Origin of the sequence: Dysgonomonas sp. 37-18, assembly GCF_001899125.1 — a bacterium.
Taxonomy (GTDB): domain Bacteria; phylum Bacteroidota; class Bacteroidia; order Bacteroidales; family Dysgonomonadaceae; genus Dysgonomonas.
The window spans coordinates 1-20,484 of the sequence record NZ_MKVC01000049.1; the positions used below are offsets into that span (position 1 = coordinate 1).

The 20,484-nt window shown below is 40.3% G+C and carries 12 protein-coding genes; all 12 read left to right on the forward strand.

The genetic code is table 11. The features are described from left to right. Nucleotides 1-582: 582 nt before the first annotated feature. The 12 genes from BGO84_RS18440 to BGO84_RS18495 all read left to right on the forward strand — a co-directional run bounded on the left by BGO84_RS18440 (nucleotide 583) and on the right by BGO84_RS18495 (nucleotide 20,483). Nucleotides 583-1,461 carry a helix-turn-helix domain-containing protein gene (locus BGO84_RS18440; protein WP_252639262.1) on the forward strand — a complete coding sequence of 293 codons (879 nt, stop codon included), beginning with the start codon at nucleotides 583-585 and terminating at the stop codon, nucleotides 1,459-1,461. Nucleotides 1,462-1,593: 132 nt separating this feature from the next. Further along, entirely contained in the window at nucleotides 1,594-2,478 is an 885-nt protein-coding gene (locus BGO84_RS18445; protein WP_252639263.1) for a site-specific integrase, read from the forward strand. A gap of 232 nt (nucleotides 2,479-2,710) precedes the next feature. Next, nucleotides 2,711-3,523 carry a helix-turn-helix transcriptional regulator gene (locus tag BGO84_RS18450; RefSeq protein WP_252639264.1) on the forward strand — a complete coding sequence of 271 codons (813 nt, stop codon included), beginning with the start codon at nucleotides 2,711-2,713 and terminating at the stop codon, nucleotides 3,521-3,523. 180 nt (nucleotides 3,524-3,703) lie between these two features. Then, entirely contained in the window at nucleotides 3,704-4,741 is a 1,038-nt protein-coding gene (locus tag BGO84_RS18455) for a LacI family DNA-binding transcriptional regulator (protein ID WP_252639266.1), read from the forward strand. Nucleotides 4,742-4,826: 85 nt separating this feature from the next. Continuing rightward, entirely contained in the window at nucleotides 4,827-6,065 is a 1,239-nt protein-coding gene (locus tag BGO84_RS18460; protein WP_252639268.1) for a sugar MFS transporter, read from the forward strand. Nucleotides 6,066-6,108: 43 nt separating this feature from the next. Then, the gene (locus BGO84_RS18465; RefSeq protein ID WP_252639269.1) at nucleotides 6,109-7,269 is read left to right on the forward strand and encodes a glycoside hydrolase family 172 protein; all 1,161 of its coding nucleotides are present in this window, start codon (nucleotides 6,109-6,111) and stop codon (nucleotides 7,267-7,269) included. A 226-nt stretch (nucleotides 7,270-7,495) separates the two neighbouring features. Beyond that, nucleotides 7,496-10,591: a TonB-dependent receptor gene (locus BGO84_RS18470; RefSeq protein ID WP_252639270.1), complete on the forward strand. Its 3,096-nt coding sequence runs from the start codon at nucleotides 7,496-7,498 to the stop codon at nucleotides 10,589-10,591. Between the two features lie 12 nt (nucleotides 10,592-10,603). Then, a complete protein-coding gene (locus tag BGO84_RS18475) occupies nucleotides 10,604-12,466 on the forward strand; it encodes a RagB/SusD family nutrient uptake outer membrane protein (protein WP_252639272.1) in 1,863 nt (620 codons plus the stop codon). Between the two features lie 123 nt (nucleotides 12,467-12,589). Continuing rightward, complete coding sequence (locus BGO84_RS18480; RefSeq protein ID WP_252639319.1) at nucleotides 12,590-15,109, forward strand: GH116 family glycosyl hydrolase; 2,520 nt, start codon at nucleotides 12,590-12,592, stop codon at nucleotides 15,107-15,109. 4 nt (nucleotides 15,110-15,113) lie between these two features. Continuing rightward, nucleotides 15,114-16,364: a DUF6786 family protein gene (locus BGO84_RS18485; protein ID WP_252639273.1), complete on the forward strand. Its 1,251-nt coding sequence runs from the start codon at nucleotides 15,114-15,116 to the stop codon at nucleotides 16,362-16,364. Between the two features lie 57 nt (nucleotides 16,365-16,421). Further along, entirely contained in the window at nucleotides 16,422-18,515 is a 2,094-nt protein-coding gene (locus tag BGO84_RS18490) for a hypothetical protein (protein WP_252639274.1), read from the forward strand. A gap of 24 nt (nucleotides 18,516-18,539) precedes the next feature. Next, a complete protein-coding gene (locus BGO84_RS18495; RefSeq protein ID WP_252639276.1) occupies nucleotides 18,540-20,483 on the forward strand; it encodes a glycoside hydrolase family 172 protein in 1,944 nt (647 codons plus the stop codon). Nucleotide 20,484: the final 1 nt, after the last annotated feature.

Genomic DNA, 20,484 nt, shown 5'->3' on the forward strand with positions numbered 1-20,484 from the left:
TTCCATTAAACAAAGTTAGGAAAAATTATATCTCCACAACTTTTAGGAAAGAGCCCTCAAAAGCCGATTTCTTTTTTTATGTAACATCTTGGATACCTTGCACGTCAAGATTTCAAGCTTATCTGGTGACTCTTGATATACTCTTGTGTGTTTCATATCTCCCTCTTTTATTATATGGACACTTATGACAATAAAAACTTACTTTATTCTAGCCTGATTTAATCTGCAACTTGTAATCCTTACCATCTTTAATATCCCAATTAATACTAGTACAAATGTCGATAGAAGATCGCGAGGTTTGCAGTTCCAATATTACCCAGTTATGTTCCAAAAGGGACTTTTTGGCTTATTTAATGTATATTAAGGTATAGAAATGTGTTCTATTGGGTTACAGGAAAAATTGTATTTCCTATTGTTATAGCAGCTATACAGTTATAAGTTAATATATTATATGAACAGATATTATAAAATAAACTTGTTATCATCTAACGAAAAGAGCAAAGAGGCGGCTTATTTTTCATGGTAAATGTTTGCTTTTCTTAAAATAATTGGCAATATTGCAGAAAGTGAATTGCTAATACCATGAGTAATAACACTCTTACGACATTTTCTTTTGCCGAAATCGCAAAAAAGAATGAAGACTTTACCGTTCTTAACTTTGTTTCGGTTAACTCTACACAAGTTCCGCCAAAGATATCAATCAACTACCCTTGCGCTATTGAAGGCATCCTTATGGGGCTATGCCTTAAAGGTAATGCTACAATAAAAATTAATTTCAGAGAATATAAAATCAAAGAAAACACAGTATTTACAGTACTTCCTAACCAAATAATGGAAACTACTGAAAAAACTGATGACTTATTTATCGGCGTTCTGATTTTTTCAAATGACTTTTTTGTTGGTGAGCCTCTACTCAAAAATTTTAATATTGTAGATAAGATTATTTATCATCCATGTATCGATCTGTCGGTTGATCACGTAGATTATCTACTGCAATTACACTCGTTTATTGTAGACAATATAAATAAGGAGAAGCATATATATACGGAAGAAGTAACCAGAAACTTACTCTTGGCTTTAGTTAAAGAAACAGTTTCAGTATATTCAAATGAAAGATTAAAGGAACATACCAAAGCCTTTTCTCGTAATGAAATTATAGCTGAACAGTTTTTCAGACTGTTATTTGAACACTACATCAAGGAGAGAACAGCCTTATTTTATGCCAATAAACTATGTATCACATCGAGGTATCTGTGCAGAATATTGAAAAAAACAACCGGCCAATCGACAAGTACATGGATAGATAAGATCGTGATTATGAAAATAAAGGTTATGCTGAAATCTACAGAACTCACTGTGGTTCAAATATCGGAAGATCTAAATTTTTCTAATTCTTCTTTCTTTTCCAAATTTTTCAAGAAACATACCGGATTAACTCCCCTAGCATATAAAGCCATTTAATTTGTATCACCTTCCTTATATAACTACAAGACGCTATTCTTATAAGCTTCTGATGCCATTTCTATCTTTTGCTAATATTTATCGTTATTTTAGCACTTTGTTAACTAGTATTGATAATTATCCTAAATTGAAATGTTAGATAAACTAAAGAATGTCTTTTTTCACAAGAAAAATGAATCGCTATTATTGAGCGATTATGTTGAAATACAAACTCAGGAATTACAAATTAATAGGCAATATCGTACAGCAAGGGCATATCGTAGTATGCTCAATTGCTTTGTGGCGTTCAACAAAGGCGATGATATATTGCTTGCGAAAATTGATAATGCAATGGTAAAGCGTTTCGAAATGTTCTTAAAGAAAGAGGGTAAATCCTTAAACACAATATCTTTTTATATAAGAAACCTGAGAGCTGTATATAATAAAGCCTGTAAAGAATTACTTGTTCCTCGTCCTGTAGCCAATCCGTTCGATAATACTTTTATCGGAATAGAACGAACTACCAAAAGAGCAGTGCAGGAACATATTATAAAAAAGATTGCTAATCTGGATCTTAAGCACGACGCAGGGTTGGAGTTTGCTCAACAACTATTTATGTTCAGTTTCTATGCCAGAGGAATGTCATTTGTAGATATAGCCTACCTGAAAAAGAAAAACATCAAGGATGGGCACATTGCGTATCGTCGCCACAAAACAGGACAATTATTAAAAATCAGACTTACTGACAAAATTATCTCCATTATAAAACGGAATGAGAGCAAGACAGAAGGTTCGGAATATCTATTACCCATTATATTAAGTAAAAAGATAGAAGACAGGCTTCAATATGAGAGCGCCTTGCGCACTTATAATAACAGACTTGCCAAAATATCTATATTATTGGGATTGGACAATATATTGACTAGCTACGTTGCACGCCATAGTTGGGCTACCATAGCCAAAAATAAAAATATTCCTTTACCTGTAATAAGTGAAAGTTTGGGCATAATTCTGTGCAAACAACACAGATATATTTAGCTTCATTCAACAGTGCAACACTCCATAAGGCAAATATGAAAGTAATTTCTTCTATTTGAATTAAAGCAGGGATATTTTTTCTTGAATTATAAACCAATTCACTTTTAACAAATATTTCTTGGTTAATCGATACAGCATTTATATTTTTACGCCTGACCCGATAAGTTCAAAATTGAATTTAATCTAATATCAATTTCTGTCATTTCCTAAGTGACAGAAAAACATTTAGCAAATGAGCAACTCCGGTATCTTCAGGTATATTGAATTAGACAATGGCATTTGTAGAAAATTATATGAAGCGAGTGATAGCTTTGTGTATATACTAAATGGTAACATAACAGTGTCTTACGAAAGAAATAGACGAAGGAATCTAGCCACAGGAGAGACGCTCCTTATAACAAAAGATACGTTTATACAATTTGAGATAATAGACAAGGCTGTCTTGATATTTCTGAAACTGGAAAATATTGTCAGACATTTTTCACAGACTTCAATAAAGAGTCTTATAGAAATTTCGGAGGGTGAGGAGTGGAATATACTGAAAGCGAGAGGTCACTTCCATGAGTTCTGGAGGCTAATATTTCTATATCTTAAGGATGGTATAGACATGAATGGTATAGATCAATTAATAGAGGATCAGTTGTTTATGTTGATTAAAGAATATTACTCGATGAAGGAGATAAGTGTGTTTCTCCATCCTCTATTAGATGAGAATATATTGTTCGCAGACTTGGTTAAAAACAACTGTTTAAGGGTAAATTCTATTTCTGAATTGGCTCAACTTGCAAATTATAGCTCATCAGGCTTTATAAAAAAATTTCAAAAATGCTTCAATGAAGCTCCTTATCAGTGGATAACGAAATTTAAAGCTAAAAGGATTATGCAAGACATATGTTTTACTCAGGATTACTTTTGTGAAATATCTGATAGATATGGATTTACATCACAATCTTATTTCTATACCTTCTGTAAAAAACACTATGGATTGACCCCTACAGAATTAAGGAAGCAAGGAAAAATAAGAACAAAACACTCAAATAGGTAAAAAAGTGAACAAAAAAGGTAAAAATGTATATGCTAAATGGATTAAATAAAGTATACTTTTGTGATGTCTCTTTACTTTCCTTTTCTGTCACTTAGGAAATGACAGAAATTGATATTAAAAATTTCAACCCTACTAACATCTATCATACAGGTGTTTACATTGAATTTATTCAGATTGTGTATGCAAAAAAAAAATAGAACTCAAAATAAGGCAAAAGAGGCGAATGTCTCAATTAAAGATATTGCAGAGCATGTAGGAGTATCTACTGCTACAGTTTCATTGGTACTTAACAGTAAGGATAAAAAGGGACGGATAAGCAAAGAAGTGGCAATAAAAGTTAAAGACGCCGCCAAAGAAATGAATTATCGCCCTAATATGTCGGCACGAAGTCTACGCACAGGTAAGACGAAAACATTAGGACTGATTGTTGCAGATATCTCGAATCCTTTTTTTGCCAAACTGGCACGACATATAGAAAACATAGCTGATAAGAAAGATTATCAGGTGATGTTTGGAAGCTCGGATGAATCGAGTATAAAGTTTCAAAAGCTGGTCAATCTGTTTATCGAAAAAAATGTGGATGGTATGATATTAGCCCCTCCTCAGGACTCCGAAGATACCATAATGCAGCTGATATACAGAAACATCCCGACAGTATTGATAGACAGATGCATAGAGGGACTGCCGGTAAGTTCGGTTCAGATAGACAATTTCGGAGCAGCTTATTCCCTTACCGATTCATTAATAAAACGAGGCTGTAAGCATATTGGTTTCATAGCATGTAACATCGGCTTGCCCAATATCAGTAAGCGGTATGAAGGCTATAAAAAAGCATTGGAGAATAGCGGGATCTCCCTGAATAAAGAAATTGTTTGCTCTGTTTCGTTCGAAAACTTTGAACAGGCTGTAGAACAGGGCATAGAAAAACTAATAAAAGAGGGAGCTGATTCAATGGTTTTCTCTACCAATAGAGTGGGAATCCAGTCACTACTCACCTTGCAAAAGCACGAGAAATATCTGGATCTGAAATATGGAAGTATCGATAATCCTGATGAATACAAAGTTTCGAGATTGCCTATCACATGCATAGAACAGCCTATTGAAGGCTTGGGGCGCAGGGCTTTCGAAATCTTATTCAGACAGATAGAAGATCCGTCTTTTGATGAAGTGGAGTCTGTAGTATTACAAGCTAGAATCAACGAATTGAATAATTTATGATTTTGTTTCCACAAGTAACCGATAGAATCTTACCCACAAAGAAGTTAATCGAATTAGCAGGTATTGCAACATTAATATTTAACCCATGAAAAACAAAGAAAAGAAACGTGGTATTTTTTCAAGTCCGGAAGGCGGAAGCTATTTATTTCCATTTATCCTCATCAGTTCATTATTTCTGATGTGGGGATTTGCTCATGGCTTACTGGATGTTCTCAATAAGCACTTTCAGGAAGCATTCACAATGAGTAAAGCAGAATCGGGTCTGGTACAATTTTCTACTTACATAGCCTACGGTCTGATAGCCTTTCCCGCAGGAATATTCATGCGAAAATACGGATATCAGAAAGGTATTATATTAGGACTCATTGTATATGCAATAGGGGCATTCAGTTTTATTCCCGCAGCATACGGCACATCTCCGGCACCTTTTCTTGTTGCTTTATTTATTGTAGCATGTGGTTTATGTGTTCTGGAAACGGCTGCAAACCCTTACTCGACAGTCTTAGGTCCAAAGGAAAGTTCATCACGAAGATTAAATCTATCCCAGTCTCTCAATGGTCTGGGTTGGGTATTAGGTCCGCTTATCGGGGGACATCTGATACTGGGAGCAGAGGCGGGAGACACTACAGCCTTGACTAAACCTTATATTCTTATAGGATCATGTGTGTTGATTATCACTATCCTTTTTTTCTTCGTTAAGCTCCCCGATACAAAAGAGGGTTCTGAGAAAATTCAAGATGCTGCTCCAACAGCCGAAATATTTCCTCAAAAATCGCTCTGGAAACATAAGCATTTTGTTTTGGCTTTCATAGCACAAATCATGTACATGATAGCACAAACAGGAATATTTGCCCTATTCATCAATTATGTGATGGAGCTGGACAGTTCTATATCAAAGGTGGATGCATCGAGGTATCTGGCTTTTGGAGGAATGGCATTGTTTATGGTTGGACGCCTCAGTGGCAGTTTTCTGATGGCTAGGTTCGAAGCAAATAAATTATTAGCGGTATATGCTATTGCCTGCGTGATCTGCATGGTACTTGTGGTAATGAATATAGGTCTTATATCACTGGTGGCTTTGTGTGTTTGCTTCTTCTTTATGTCCATCATGTTTCCTACTATTTATGCTTTAGGGCTTGCAGGAATGGGCACCCATACCAAAAAAGCTGCGTCATTTCTCACGATGGCTGTAGCAGGAGGTGCTTTTTCGGCGATAATAATGGGTGCCGTAGGAGAAGAAAATATGGCTATAGGATTTATCATTCCTCTGATATGCTTCGTATATATATCATTCTTTGGACTTAAAGGCTACAAAGTACGATAACCGAATTCGTCCTACACTAAATAAAACTAAATAACATCTTATCATGAAAAAAAACATTCTTATTCTTATTACATTTCTTTTTTCATTAACGGTATTTAGTCAGGCTAAATACAACGGACTCGATGCTAATATGGGTAATCTATATCGGTTATCCGACGCTAAAACACGCTCTATCAGCCCCGAGAACTTTACCGGAGAAAAAGGTAAAGGGGGAATGGCCGATCCAAATATGCAAGGCGAAAAACGCAATATAGCCAATGCACATCATGCAGCCCGCGATCTGGGACAAACATGGAAAGTGAATCCCTATGTACATATCGCTCCGGGAGAAACCTTTACTTTGGCTGAGATCGAAGGACCGGGAGCCATCCAGCATATATGGATGACCCCAACCGGAAACTGGCGTTTTTCTATCCTTCGATTCTATTGGGATGATGAGAAAGAGCCATCAGTAGAATGTCCTGTAGGCGACTTCTTCGGAATGGCTTGGGGAGAATATGCTCCACTGTCGTCGCTTGCCGTGTGTGTCAATCCCGGCAGTGCATTCAATTGCTACTGGACTATGCCGTTCCGTAAGAAATGCCGCATTACGATGGAAAATGTAAATCCTCAGGATGCTATGATTCTGTATTATCAGGTAGATTATACATTGACAGAAGTTCCTGCCGATGCTGCTTATTTCCATGCTCAGTTTCGCCGTACACATTATAATGAATCGTCGGACTATACCTTGGTTGATGGGATAAAGGGCAAAGGTCACTATGTGGGTACGTATATGGCTTGCGGTGTTCATAACAACGGATGGTGGGGCGAAGGAGAAATCAAGTTCTTCATGGACGGAGATTCCAAATTCCCTACAATCTGCGGAACAGGAGCAGAAGATTATTTCTGTGGCTCTTACAATTTCGACAGAGGAGGAAAATATGTCGAATTCTGCACTCCTTATGCCGGATTACATCAGGTGATACGTCCCGACGGGACTTATCGTTCGCAAGAACGTTTCGGAATGTACAGATGGCACATCACCGATCCTGTACGCTTCGATAAAGACCTGCGAGTAACAATACAAGATCTCGGATGGAGAGTTGGAGGCCGCTATTTACCTCAAAAATCTGATATTTCGTCAGTTGTATATTGGTATCAGAGCGAGCCGCATGCCAGATTCCCCAAAATACCGGCATGGCAGGATTTAGAAGTAAACTGATTTACCAAAACTGTTGAAATCAAAAATATATGTAAAAAGTAAATAAGAGGGAATATCTCTCCAATAATCCCTCTTGTCTACACCTTAGATCCTTCATTCATATTCTTCTCATCAAGAAAGAATATAACCCTCTTGATTGTGATAAATCTTTTATGCTTAAAAAGAGTATGAATTATTAGTTAATCGTTTAATTTTTATTCCTTAAGAATGACTTAAATCCAATTTTATGAAAAAGAAAAAATGTCAAAAAGGATTTTTTTATGCCGCAAGTCTCTTTTTTGTAATGCTATTTTTGCAAATAAGCCCTTTGCTAGCCGAAACAAAACAAACTCCTTCAGAAAAAAACATTTCAGGGGTTGTGCTAGATGTAAATAGCGACCCTCTTACTGGCGTGACAGTAGCCGTTAAAGGTACTACCACGGGATCTATGACCGATGTTAATGGAAAATTTACTATCAAAGCTAAAGCCACTGATATTATAGTCTTTACTTATTTGGGATTCCAATCACAGGAAATCCCTGTCGGAGAAAATACCGCAATCAATCTGGTAATGCGTGAAGCAACCTTGCAACTCGACGATGTGGTGGTAGTGGGGTATGGTACTCAAAAGAAAATATCGGTGACAGGAGCCGTTACCAATGCCGAGGTCAAACAACTACAGTCGGTTCCGGCAGCATCCTTATCAAATGCGCTGGGCGGACAAATACCCGGAATCATTACGCGTCAATCCAGTGGTGAACCCGGATTCGACGGAGCAGCTCTTTATATACGTGGTATGGCTACCCTCAATACCGATCAGGGCTTTACTGCTCCACTCGTTTTAGTGGATGGTGTAGAACGTGATATCAATCTGGTAAATTCACAGGAAATAGAAAGCTTCACTATACTCAAAGACGCTTCGGCAACAGCCGTTTACGGTGTAAGAGGTGCTAATGGAGTCATACTGATCACTACAAAAAAAGGAGTGAAAGGAAAACCCAAAGTAACTTATCGAGGCGAATATGCAGTCCTCACAGGACAGAGGTTTCCAAAATATATAGAAGCTTATGAATTTGCAACACTAATGAACGAAGCATCATACAATTCCAAGCTGTCGTCATTACCCTGGACTGCCGATGATATTCAAAAATTTAAGGATGGATCAGACCCATACTTACACCCTAACGTAAACTGGATAGACGAAGTATTCAAAACAGACACTTGGCAAACAACACACAATCTCAATGTTTCGGGAGGAGATGAAGTTGTGCGTTATTATGTGAATCTCGGATATGTCGGTAAAGATGGTCTATATAGGGAAGATAAGTCGTATGATTGGAAAACCCGCGGAGGAAAATTTCGCCGTTACAACCTGCGGTCTAATATAGATGTGAATATAACCAAAGAATTGACCCTTGAGTTGGGATTAGCTACAACTATTCAGGACAGGAGCTATCAGGGTACCAGTTCGGGTGATATATGGCAAGCCATACGCCAGACATCACCATTAATATATCCCGTTACAAATCCGGACGGATCAATAGCCGGAGGAGGTGCAACGGCTTACCTGCTGGGGAATCCATACGGATTGGCTACACAAACAGGATATACACAAATGTATATTGGTAACAATCAAGGTAACTTATCTGCACGCTGGGACTTATCCAAGCTGATAACAAAAGGTTTGTCGATAGGAGCTAAATTCTCATTCGACCATTATTACAAGAACGAAGTGGCTCGCAGGGTCGACTTCGGAGTGAAACAAGTTACAGGTATAGATGCTGATGGCGATTATACCTATGAAACATGGCGTGAACAAGGTACGATGGGATATAAGGTCGACATACAGGACTCTAATTATTCCATGTATGGAGAAGCTGCCATCAACTATGGACGCAGTTTCGGAATGCACGATGTGGGTGCTATGCTACTTGTAAACAGAAGAGAATATAAAAACCTGACAGCAGGCACATCATTAGACAACCTACCCTACCGTCATCAGGGATTGGCAGGAAGATTCTCATACAACTATGCAAGCCGTTATTTAGCAGAAGTGAATTTCGGATACAACGGTTCCGAACAATTTCCCAAAGGAAACAGGTATGGGTTTTTCCCGTCACTATCTGTAGGTTGGGTTGTATCGGGCGAAAGCTTCTGGAATCAGTCGGTAGTAAACCATCTGAAAATAAGAGGATCTGTCGGGCAGGTCGGTAACGACAAAGTGATCGGAGACCGTTTCTTGTATATTACAGCCGTAAATTCTTCGGCCACTGGATACTATTATGGATCGGGACAAAACTATCTAGGCGGGATAGAAGAAAAGAAATTCGGATTGGCTCTCACATGGGAAACAGCAACAAAATATAACGCAGGATTCGATATAGGCATATTGGATAAGTTTAATCTCCAGTTCGATGCATTCAAAGAACGTCGCGAAGATATCTTATTGAAAAGGCAAAAAATACCTGCATTTTTAGGTTTGGTTCCGCATGGTACTCCTTATGGTAATGTGGGGATTGTTGACAATAAAGGATTTGATGCTTCTATCGAATTTAAAAATACAACAGCCTATGGTCTGACATATTCCCTAAGAGGCAACTTTACTTTTGCACGCAACAAAATTATAGAAGACGATAAGGCAGAGCCGGCAGAACTTTATCAACGGACAAAAGGTACATCTCTCGAACAGGCATTTGCATTGGTTGCACTCGGATTATTTAATGATCAGGAAGAAATCGATAATTGGGCAAAGTCTGAATATCAGACTACAATATTACCCGGAGATATAAAATATCAGGATACTAACGGCGACGGAGTAATCAACGACAAAGACAGGGTATTTATAGGACATCCGCAAATACCCGAAATCATGTTCGGTTTTGGAGGTGCTGTGGTCTATAAAAATATTGATGCATCTGTGCAATTTTCAGGAGTTGCTAATCGCACCACCTTCCTCACACAAGAAGGAATGTATCCTTTTATGCTGGAATATCCAAACTATAATGTATTGAGAGAATATTATGACAATCGTTGGGTTCCGGGTGCTGACAACTCAAATGCCAAATACCCGACAGTTATTGCCGGAAAGAATGAACACAACAACAGGAATTCCACGCTTTATATGCGTAGTGCCAGTTACGTAAAGCTTCAGAATGCAGAGATCGGATATTCATTGCCTAAACTATGGCTGAAGAAAATGAAAATTGAAGGAATCAGGCTATTCTTGAATGGTTCCAATCTCTTAACGTTTGACAAACTCAAAATAATTGATCCGGAACAGAATGTGGGTGATGCCTATCCTTTACAACGCACTATTAATTTCGGAGCACAGGTTAACTTCTAATTTTATCGTATTATGAGAACAAAAATATTAAAATATACAGCAGTTCTTCTTATTGTAGCTTTGGCCTCATGTAATGACTATCTCGACAAATTACCCGAAGGAGACTTAACAGTAGAAGAAGTATTTAAAGACTATAAGAAAGCTGAGAAATTTTTAGCGAATACTTATATGCATTTGCCTGCCGAAATAAATTTTATGTGCGGAACAGGTGATACTTGGGCAAGAAATCCTTTTACAGCAGGATCTGACGAAATGGAAATCGCCTATGGAGGCGCAGCTTCACATTTACTGAATAGTGGAGCCTTGAATGCGGACAACTCACACAATATTTCTCCTGTATGGAACGAATGTTTCATGGGTATCCGTAAGGCTAACATCTTTCTGGAGAACATAGATAATACTCCGTTGGTAGAAGCAGGAAGTTCTGCATCCACTGACTTGTTTACAGAAGAACGCCGCAATCAATGGAAAGGTGAAGCATACTTCTTGCGTGCCTTTGCTTATTTCCAGCTAATAAGGACTTATGGTCCGGTACCTATCATAGATCATGCGCTTGCCACCAACCTTGATTATAGTAGTATCAAGCGTAGCCCTCTGGAAGAATGTATACAATTTGTTGTTGATGATTGCGATCGGGCAAAAGCATTCTTAGCAATTCGTTATACTGATGGAAGACTTGGACGTGCCACTGCGGGTGCCGCTTTAGCCTTGAAATCGCGCATGTTGCTTTATGCCGCATCTCCAATCTACAATGGTCACGAATCTTTCAAAGATTTCAAAGACAATGATGGCGTCAATCTCTTCCCCGCCACAAACGATCCTGCCAAATGGAGCAAGGCGGCTACTGCTGCAATGGAATGCCTTACGGCATTAGAGAGTGCCTCTCCAATGCATAAGTTATATGAAACAAAGCTACCCGATTATGTAAAAAACTATCGAGACATCTTATTAGACAGATTTAATGACGAATGGATATTCTGGCGGAATGTAAACTGGTATAACCATTTCGATAACTGTGCCACTATACTCAGCCTAAGAGGATTTTCTATATTAAATCCAACTCAGGAAATGGTAGACTCCTACCACATGGCCAACGGTACAGTACCGATCACCGGATATGGAGCGGATGGAAAAACACCAATCATCAACAATGCTTCGGGATATCAGGAAAGCGGTTATACTGCTGCTGTAGGCGACAATGGCTGGAGCCCTGCCGGAGTACGCACTATGTATGCAAACAGAGAGCCCCGGTTCTATGCTTCTATCAATTTTGCCGGACAAAAATGGCAAGGCACTACTTGCGATTTCTGGTATACAGGAAAAGACGGACGCAAAGGAGCTGGAAGTGACTATTGCAAAACAGGCTATCTGATAGCCAAGGTTGTAAATCCGAATGTAAATCCGGCTGCAGGAACAGGTTATGAACAACGTTGCTGGGTCTTTTTCAGATTAGCCGAAATCTATTTGAACTATGCCGAAGCAATCAACGAAGCCGAAGGACCAGCCAAAGCATATCCGTATGTGAACAGAATAAGAAGCAGGGCAGGCGTAGCCAATCTTCCAACCGGTCTCAATCAGGCACAGATGAGAGATGCTATCAGGCGTGAGCGTAGGATAGAATTAGCTTTCGAAAACCATCGATATTTTGATGTTCGCCGTTGGGGTATAGCCGAAAGCACCGACAACCGCGCCATTCATTCTATGAATATCATGGCTGGTACACATTTGCAAGACAATGCTTTTTACGAAAGAGTAGTATGTGAGCCTCGCATATTTGACAAAACAAAACATTATTGGTTCCCAATCCCTCAGGATGAGATTAATAAGACAGAACGTGTTCTGGTTCAGAATCCGGGTTGGACTAAGAATGAATAAACTATGATAAGGATACTTTGGAGTCTGTAGATCAAAATGTACTATGGACTCCGTATTCCTTCCTTTAAACAAAAATAATACGATATGAAAAAAATAGACTTCACTATTCTGTCTCTATTATTGATGTGTGTGATATGTTTTTCTTGCAGCAAAAAGAATGCTGAGAGTGTAATCAGTCACGACTATAATCAAAAGTACACAGGAGAATATACAAATCGTGTTGCTTTCCCGATAGGGGGAATGGGCACCGGCATGTTTTGTGTTGAAGGAAGCGGTGCCATATCCAATATGTCGTTAAGGCATAGACCTGAAGTTTTTCATGAGCCAACAATGTTTGCGGCACTCCATATAAAAGGAATTGATAATGCAACCAGAGTCCTCGAAGGACAAGTACCCGACTGGAAAAAATTTGGAATGCCAAACTCCGCATTGGGCGGTGGCGGAACATGGGGTTTACCCCGATACAAAGAGAATACATTCCTAGCTCGTTTCCCTTTTGCAGAAATAGAACTGAAAGATAATACAATGCCTGTAGAGGTAAAAATAAACACATGGAATCCATTCATCCCAACCGATGCAGACAACTCGAGCCTGCCTGTGGGAGGGTTCGAATACGAATTTAAGAATACAAGTGGCGTTGAGGTAGATGCAATTTTTTCATACAGCACCCGAAACTTTATGTATGTACATGGCAAAGGTACATCATGTGTTAAATCGCATAAGAACGGTTTTATTCTTTATCAGTCGGGAACAGAAACCGAACCGTTTCATCAGGGCGAATTTGCCATATTCACAGACAATCCCGAAACCAAAATAGACCATAACTGGTTCCGTGGAGGATGGTTCGACCCGTTGACTATTTGCTGGAATAACATAGCCGGTGGTACAATTGGAAATAACCCTCCCGAACTGGAAGGTGCTACAGGAGCATCGCTGTTTGTCCCAGTGAAACTGAAACCGGGCGAATCAAAAACCGTAAGATTATATATGGCATGGTATGTACCGTTTTCGAACCAAAGATTCGGCGGTGAACCAAAGTCTGAGAGTGATATGCCTGATATTCCTTACAACTATACGTACGACAACAAAGGCGAAGGCAACTATCGCCCATGGTATAGCAGCAAATTTGCAAGTATAAATGACGTAGCCGAATATTGGTTAAAGAATTATGAAGACCTGAAAGCCAAGTCGAAACTATTTTCCGAAACATTCTACAATAATACCTTGCCACCCGAAGTAACGGAAGCCATTGCCGCAAACCTCACCATATTGAAGTCGCCGACGGTCTTTCGCCAGTATGATGGGCGTATGTGGAATTGGGAAGGGTGCGGAGATAATTGGGGATCATGTCACGGATCATGCACCCATGTGTGGAATTATGCACAGGCAGTACCTCATCTGTTTCCTGACATGGAACGGTCGTTACGCGAAGTGGAATACTATGTCGATCAAAATAAAGAAGGGCATCAGGCATTCCGTTCCAATTTGCCTATCAGACCATTGATCCACGATTTTCATTCAGCAGCCGACGGACAACTCGGAGGCATCATGAAAGTATATCGCGAATGGCGCATCTATGGCAATGACAACTGGCTGAAAGATATATATCCATCGGTAAAAGCCAGTATGGACTACTGCATCCGAGTATGGGATCCTCGTCAGGTAGGAGCTTTGGAAGAACCGCACCACAACACCTACGATATTGAATTCTGGGGACCTAATGGCATGATGACCAGTTTTTATGCAGGAGCATTGCAGGCAATATGCCTGATGGGAAAACACTTGAATCAGGATATCAGCCAATACCAAACCTTATTGACTAAGAGTAAAGGATATATGGAGAATAAGCTCTACGACGGCGAATATTTTATTCAGGATATACGTTGGCAAGGACTAAATGCGGCAGACCCAACCAAAGTACAAGCTTTCAATTCGGGATATTCGGCTGAGGCACTCGAGATATTAGAGAAGGAAGGCCCTAAATATCAATACGGAAAAGGATGCTTGTCCGACGGAGTACTCGGTTCTTGGATGTCACTGGTATGCGGGATGCCTGAGGTGGTGGATAATAATAAGATTACCAGTCACCTGAATGCTGTCTACAAATACAATCTGAAACAAGATCTTCGTGAACACGCCAATCCGCAACGACCCACCTATGCCTTAGGCAACGAAGGCGGCTTGCTACTTTGTTCATGGCCCAAAGGAGGCAAACTTCAATTGCCGTTTGTGTATAGCGACGAAGTGTGGACAGGCATAGAGTATCAGGTTGCAGCACATTTGATGTTCGAGGGCGAAGTAGAAAAAGGGTTGGAAATCGTCCGTACATGCCGCAATAGATATGATGGCAAGCTTCGTAATCCTTTTAACGAATATGAATGCGGAGCATGGTATGCACGTGCTATGGCAAGCTATGCTTTATTAGAAGGTTTAACAGGTATTCGTTACGATGCTGTCGATAGAACTCTCTATTTTAATTCCCAGATTGGAAATGATTTTGTATCTTTCTTGTCAACTAATACCGGATTTGCCAATGTTGGCATGAAAAAAGGAAAACCTTTCATAAACATAAAATCAGGCGAAATCAACATCCAGAAATGTATGGTTTCGGGCAAGGAGAGCGAAATAGAAATCAAAAAATAATCTTATGAAAAATTTCAATCATTTGGTTACCATAACATTGGCAACAAGCCTATTGTTAAGCTGTGGGAATAATAACACCAAAAAAGGAGATGAGAGTATGAGTATGGAAACTTACAAAAAAGGAACATTCGGATACGATCTGAATTATTTATCAAAGAAAGACAGTTTGATTGTCCTCAAGGGAGAAAACGACAATGCCCAAGTAATTGTGTCTCCCAAATATCAAGCAAAAGTATTTACCAGTACTGCCGATGGCCTATCGGGACGAAGCATGGGCTTTATAGGCTATAAGGCTTTCGAGCTGTCCACTCCCGACGAGCACATGAATGGCTTTGGAGGCGAAAACCGCTTTTGGCTAGGACCCGAAGGTGGACAATACTCAGTTTATTTCGAACCGGGTAAAAAGCAGGTATATGACAACTGGCATACCCCAAAGCCGATCGATATTGAGCCGTGGGTACTGGTCTCGGCAACAGGACAAAAGGTTGAGATGAGGAAGGAAATGGAAGTGAAAAACTATGTAGGAACACAGCTCAAGCTGAATGTGGATCGTACAATTGAATTTCTGAATCCTGACAAAATCAAATCTTCGCTCGGTGTTGAGTTAAGTGACAAGGTTAAGTCTGTAGCTTATAGTACACAGAACGTAATCACAAACAAAAACAACTTTGAGTGGACAAAAAAAACAGGAACCATTTGTATATGGATGCTGGATATGTTTATACCTGCACCTAAAGCCGTCACTGTTATCCCATTCCATGCAGGAGACGAAAGAGCAATGGGAAAAATCGTTACCAGCGACTACTTTGGCGAAATCCCTGCCGATCGGTTGACAGTAAAGGGGAATACCTTGTTTTTCAAAACCGATGGCAATCATCGTGGCAAATTAGGATTGAATTCGTTCCGTACAACAGGTATTGCAGGCAACTATGATCCCGACTCGAAGAGGTTGACCATTACAACGTTCGGCGTAGAGAAAGGAGCCACATACCTCAATCAGGAGTGGAACCCCACCAAAAACCCACTTGTAGGGGATGCGATGAATGCCTACAATGACGGCCCGCTGGAAGACGGTAGTATAATGGGGCCCTTCCTCGAAGTCGAAAGCTGCTCGCCTGCTGCATTTTTGAAATCGGGCGAGGCTCAGTCACACAATCACAATGTGTATCATTTTGTAGGTGAGGCTGCCGACCTGAATCCGATAGCGAAAAAACTGCTTGGAGTTTCCATTGAAGAAATTATAAATTCGTTCTAAAAAGCAATACAAAATCAGCGTCGGGGTATTCCCGCCCCGATGCTTTATAATTTGGATATGACAAAAAGAATATTTCATATAGCACTATTAGGAAGTATACTAAGTTTTTTAGCTCTGGTTCAAATTAATGCTTCCGAAAGATTAAGACTTGATACAAGCGGTTTCCCAAAAGAGTTTAAACAAATAATAAATAAGATAGAGTTCGGGGCATTGGGAACAATACAGCCTTCACAAGAAATCAAGATTGTAGGAAATAACCTGATACATGTAAAATTGATATTCGACCTGCCAAAAGAAATAAAACAAAACGACTGGCAACTCACAGTTTTCCCAGCATTCAGCCCCATATTCAATTGGGCACCACATATAAGTCCATACGAAAAGAATATCATAGACCAACATGTTTTCAGAGCACCGGCAATGATTGTTACAGACGCAAAGCAAGGATTAGTGGTTATGCCCGATGTGGCAATCATGCAAGGCGGAACACCTGTGCGCTGGTATATGGATATGAATGCGCCTCAAAATATATTGACATTGGGAATGAGCGAAAGCTTCGTTTCGGATCACGTAATCTACGAACGAGCAAACGGTGCTACATATCCTAAAGGTAAAGTCGAATTTGGCTTTTACCTGATGAGTTATAATCAGAAATCAGATTTGGATAATCCCTTTCGCAAGCCGCTAGACTTTTATTGGTCTAACTGGGGGCATAAACTTTTCGAAGACGGCAACCCCATAAAGGGAGATTTGGAACCATATATAAAACATACCTATAACTGGGCATTTAACACTTGGAAGCATGCCGTATGGCAAGAATTTGTCATCGACGGAAAAAAGGTTGGAGCCCCCGTATTTATAGTTAATACAACGCAAAGTCCAAATTACCCTGAGCCAGTAAACGAACGCGAATTCCGTTCCATCTGGAATCAGGCTTGGTTCAGCTCCTTACGTTCGGCAAGTGGATTGTACCGCTATGCACGTCGTATGAGTAACAGTGATTTGCTCGAAAAAGCCAATCTGTCCAAAGAGTTGGTATTGGCAGCACCAGCCAAAGATGGTTTCTTCTATGGTCTGATTGGTACCGAAATGGAAACCGTAAAGATCGATGGCAAGTCTTACAACCGATCGAAAGGATGGGATACCTATTATTGGGGCAATTCGAATCGTAATCCTTATACATCGGATGCACGTAAAGCTCCTTTCCATATTTTGGATATGAGTTGGACTGCCACATTGATGCTTCGCTGGTACGACGAGTTAGAAAAAGATCAACGCTTACTCGACTATGCACGCAGCTATGCAGATGCATTATTAAAGAAACAAGATGTACGGGGCTTTTTCCCGGGATGGCTCGACGTAGAAACCCTTCAACCGATGCAGCATTTAAACGATTCGCCCGAAACATCAATGAGCGTAACATTCCTCCTTAAATTGTGGGAGCTGACCAAAGATCAGAAATATCGCACCGCAGCGCTCAAAGCTATGGATGCCGTATGCAAAGATGTCATTGAAGAAGGACGTTGGGAGGACTTCGAAACCTATTGGTCTTGCAGTCGGTTGGGCAGCCGCGATTGGGTAGGTAAAAAGATAGAGAGAAACAACATGTATAAGCAATGCAACTTCTCCATATTCTGGACTGCCGAAGCCTTACTGGAATGTTATAAGCTGACAAAAGACAAGAAATACTTATCTCTCGGACAACGGACACTCGACGAAATGCTGATGACACAAAGTGCATGGCAACCACCTTATATCTATGTCAACGGATTAGGCGGATTCGGGGTGATGAATGCTGACGGAGAATGGAATGATTCGCGCCAAAGCCTTTTTGCCGAGACCATAATGGAATATGGCAAATTGCTGAAAAAGAAAGAATATACCGAACGCGGATTGGCAGCCCTGCGCGCTTCATTCTCAATGATGTATTGCCCTCAGAATCCGACAGCAAAAGAACAATGGGAAAAAGTATGGCCGTTTTTCAATGAAAAGGATTATGGCTTCACCATGGAAAACTACGGACACGGAGGTCAAACCAGCAAAGAAGGAATTGGCATTGGCGAATTTACGATCTACGACTGGGGAAATGGCGCTGCGGCCGAAGCCTACAATCGTATCAGAGACAGATTTGGAGCAGCAATATTTGAATAAGATAACCCTGATAATAAATAAATTATGAGACAATTATTTTTTACAGTTTTGTGCCTGTTATTAGTACTTCCTGCCCATTCGCAGAAGAAGGGAAAGACCAAACAGACGCCTGTTGCCATTTCCTTAACGGATGAACTGGAACATCTGTACAACCCCGCTCTGTTGCCCCTATACCGCGAAGGAGTGATGGAACAGGAATCGAGTTATGACCGTACAGGAAATAATGATGACGGTTTTTCGGGCAAATACTCCTTTATCCGCAAGGAAGATAATAAACTGGTACTTGCCGATTATAAAGGGCCCGGTGTTATAAACCGTATCTGGACACCCACGCCGACAAACGACACTATACAGTTTTATATCGATGGCGAAAAAACACCACGTATCAGCATTCCTTTTATTGATTTGTTTTCGGGTAAAACGTTTCCGTTCATCAATCCAATTTGCGGAAACGAGATAGGAGGATATTATTGTTACATACCCATCCAGTTTGCAAAATCATGCAAGATTGTATTTTGCGGCGAGAAAATAATGTTTCACCAAATACAGTATCGCCCCTACCCTAAAAATACAACGGTAGAATCATTCACTATGGACTGGAAGCAACCGCAAAAAGACGCTTTAGCAAAGGCCTGTGAATTTTGGGGACGTCAGGTTGAGCCGCTAACTGTACCTGACAAAACAACGACGTTGACCGAAACAAAACAATTCTTCATCGCTCCGGGCGAAACTCTCCCTTTCTTCACGGCAAACGAAGGTGGGCGCATAGCCGGATTCGAATTGGAACTCGGTTCTTCACTCGAGGGCACGAACAAAGATATACTATTGCAAGCCTTATGGGACAATGATTCCAAACCGGCAATCTACAGCCCGGCTGCCGACTATTTTGGTTACGCATATGGCAAACCGGCGATGCAAAGCATTTTACTGGGCTACCATCAAGGAGTGAATTATTCGTACATCCCGATGCCTTACCAAAATAAGGCGGAAATGAGTCTTGTTTACAAAAAAAGACAAGGCGACAATCAGTCTAAGATAGAAGTTAAGGCAAAGGTATACTATACAAAAGAAGCTCAGGACACCGAAAAGGAAGGTCGTTTGTATACTATCTGGCGCAGGGAAATAAAACCAAAAGATTTTGAACCTTATCTCCTCGCCGACATCAAAGGCAAAGGGCATTATATGGGCATCACCCATATTGCACAAGGACTGCAACCCGGCATGACCTTATTTTTCGAAGGGGATGATTCAACTATAGTTGACAATAAACTGAGAATGCACGGCACAGGATCGGAAGACTATTACAACGGAGGCTGGTATGCATTACTCGACCGTTGGGATCGTGGTGTCAGCCTGCCCATACACGGAGCTCTCGACTATTCGTTGCCAATGGCTCGTACAGGTGCTTACCGTTTCTTCCTGACGGATAAAGTTACTTTCAATGAAAACTTATTGGTTACGATAGAACACGGACCTGAGAAAAATCTCTTCCCTGTAGACTACACCTCCGTTGCATTCTATTACGGATCCGAGCCTGCTACCTGCGGGGTAGAACCCACCGAAGAGCTGCGGACGGTTTATTATCCGACAACGCACATTTTCTTTCCGCAACTGATGAACCTATCCATTGGCGATGGGCTAAAAATTCAAAACAAAGGGCGTTTAATCGCTGAAGCAGAAAATGAAGGGATGGTAAGAATTATGCTGGATGAAATACCCGAAGGTGTATACAAAGTAAAACTGACCTACTTTAAGACACCTGATGGTGGTGCTTTTGAGGTGTGGAATCGTCAGAAACCTTTGAAGTCGTGGGAGAATGTCTACAGCAAAGATGAAGTAAGAATTGAAAATGCCGATTTAGGAACATTTACACTCACAAGGCATACTAATTCAATATCCATTAAAGTAAAAAAAACAGAGCAGGGATCAAAATTCCATTTTGACGTACTGACTTTAGAAAAACAATAAT

Bases quoted from the DNA above. Each gene is read 5' to 3' on its own strand.
- BGO84_RS18440 (WP_252639262.1), top strand. From the start codon at position 583: ATGAGTAATAACACTCTTACGACATTTTCTTTTGCCGAAATCGCAAAA.
- BGO84_RS18445 (WP_252639263.1), top strand. From the start codon at position 1,594: ATGTTAGATAAACTAAAGAATGTCTTTTTTCACAAGAAAAATGAATCG.
- BGO84_RS18450 (WP_252639264.1), top strand. From the start codon at position 2,711: ATGAGCAACTCCGGTATCTTCAGGTATATTGAATTAGACAATGGCATT.
- BGO84_RS18455 (WP_252639266.1), top strand. From the start codon at position 3,704: ATGCAAAAAAAAAATAGAACTCAAAATAAGGCAAAAGAGGCGAATGTC.
- BGO84_RS18460 (WP_252639268.1), top strand. From the start codon at position 4,827: ATGAAAAACAAAGAAAAGAAACGTGGTATTTTTTCAAGTCCGGAAGGC.
- BGO84_RS18465 (WP_252639269.1), top strand. From the start codon at position 6,109: ATGAAAAAAAACATTCTTATTCTTATTACATTTCTTTTTTCATTAACG.
- BGO84_RS18470 (WP_252639270.1), top strand. From the start codon at position 7,496: ATGAAAAAGAAAAAATGTCAAAAAGGATTTTTTTATGCCGCAAGTCTC.
- BGO84_RS18475 (WP_252639272.1), top strand. From the start codon at position 10,604: ATGAGAACAAAAATATTAAAATATACAGCAGTTCTTCTTATTGTAGCT.
- BGO84_RS18480 (WP_252639319.1), top strand. From the start codon at position 12,590: ATGTGTGTGATATGTTTTTCTTGCAGCAAAAAGAATGCTGAGAGTGTA.
- BGO84_RS18485 (WP_252639273.1), top strand. From the start codon at position 15,114: ATGAAAAATTTCAATCATTTGGTTACCATAACATTGGCAACAAGCCTA.
- BGO84_RS18490 (WP_252639274.1), top strand. From the start codon at position 16,422: ATGACAAAAAGAATATTTCATATAGCACTATTAGGAAGTATACTAAGT.
- BGO84_RS18495 (WP_252639276.1), top strand. From the start codon at position 18,540: ATGAGACAATTATTTTTTACAGTTTTGTGCCTGTTATTAGTACTTCCT.